The sequence below is a fragment of the Maribacter algarum (ex Zhang et al. 2020) genome (assembly GCF_005885635.1).
In the GTDB taxonomy this organism is placed as follows: Bacteria; Bacteroidota; Bacteroidia; order Flavobacteriales; family Flavobacteriaceae; genus Maribacter_C; species Maribacter_C algarum.
The window spans coordinates 1-1,564 of record NZ_VATY01000014.1 but is presented as its reverse complement, the minus strand read 5'-3'; the positions used below and the strand labels follow the sequence as shown (position 1 = coordinate 1,564).

Annotated in this window: 1 protein-coding gene; it reads left to right on the top strand. The window is 45.9% G+C overall.

All coding sequences use genetic code 11. The features are described from left to right. A partial coding sequence (locus FEE95_RS22230) for a beta strand repeat-containing protein (protein ID WP_171037120.1) occupies positions 1-1,564 on the top strand: 1,564 nt, incomplete at both ends.

Here is a 1,564-nt window from a genome sequence, read left to right as displayed (position 1 = left end):
GATGATGCAGGTACTGATGATCAAATTGCATCCGAAGTTAATATTACCGACGCTGGAGGTAACTTTACAGCGACGGAGGTCGAAGGTGCGCTAGCGGAACTCGCTGCTGGTAGTACAGACGATCAGAACATTGAAAATCTGGCACTTAATGGGGCCACCAACGAACTGACAGTGGGAATCGAAGACGGAACAAGTCAAACAGTCGATCTTTCAGGCTTAGTCGGGACTGATGACCAAGATGCTACGGAAGTAAACTTGAATGCAGCCGTAGATGTTGATGGCGATGGAAACAACGAAACGACGGTCCAAGAAGCTATCGAGGACTTAGCTGCAGATAGCACAGATGATCAGAACATCGAAAGTCTAGGAGTAGATACTACCACAAATGTATTGACCGTCGGTATCGAGGATGGTACAAGCCAAACAGTAGATCTTTCTCATTTAGATGATTCTGGAACAGATTCTCAAAACCTTAGTAACACAGTAGTTACGGCAAATGAAAGTGTTGAGATTCAAATTTCTAATGGAACGAATACCACTATAGATATTCGTGATGCAGATTCAGATATAACAAATGAACTTTCTTTACTCGGTACAGGAGCACCAACTGTTACCCCTAGTAACCCTGGTGTTACCTACGTGGACCAGACTGCAGGACAATTGTATGTTTATAATGGTACGGCTTGGGAGGCAGTTGGGGGTAATGCCAGTCCTGATTTAGATGGTGACCCAACCAATGAGCGAAACACGGCTTTCAATGTAAGTGGAGGAAATTTGAATATTACGGACAGCGGTGGAACTCTATCCGTTCCGGTAGCTTCTTTAGGGACTGATGATCAGACGGCTACTGAGGTAGTTTATGATAATACCACATCGGGATTAACCGCAACAGATACTCAGGCGGCTATTGATGAACTTTCTGCAGGTAGTACAGATGACCAAAACATCGAAAGTCTAGGAGTTGATACTACGACCAATGTATTGACGGTAGGTATCGAGGATGGCACAAGCCAGACAGTGGATCTTTCCCATTTAGATGATGCAGGTACTGATGATCAAATTGCATCCGAAGTTAATATTACCGACGCTGGAGGTAACTTTACAGCGACGGAGGTCGAAGGTGCGCTAGCAGAACTCGCTGCTGGTAGTACGGACGATCAGAACATTGAAAATCTGGCACTTAATGGGGCCACCAACGAACTGACAGTGGGAATCGAAGACGGAACAAGTCAAACGGTCGATCTTTCAGGCCTAGTCGGTACTGATGACCAAGATGCAACCGAGGTAAATTTGAACGCTGCGGTAGATGTTGATGGCGATGGAAACAACGAAACGACGGTCCAAGAAGCTATCGAGGACTTAGCTGCGGGCAGTACGGATGATCAGAACATCGAAAGTCTTGGGGTTGATACAACAACAAACGTGTTGACGGTAGGTATCGAAGATGGAACAAGCCAGACAGTGGACCTTTCACATTTAGATGATGCCGGCACTGACGACCAGGATGCAACCGAGGTAAATTTGAACGCTGCGGTAGATGTTGATGGCGATGGAAACAACGAAA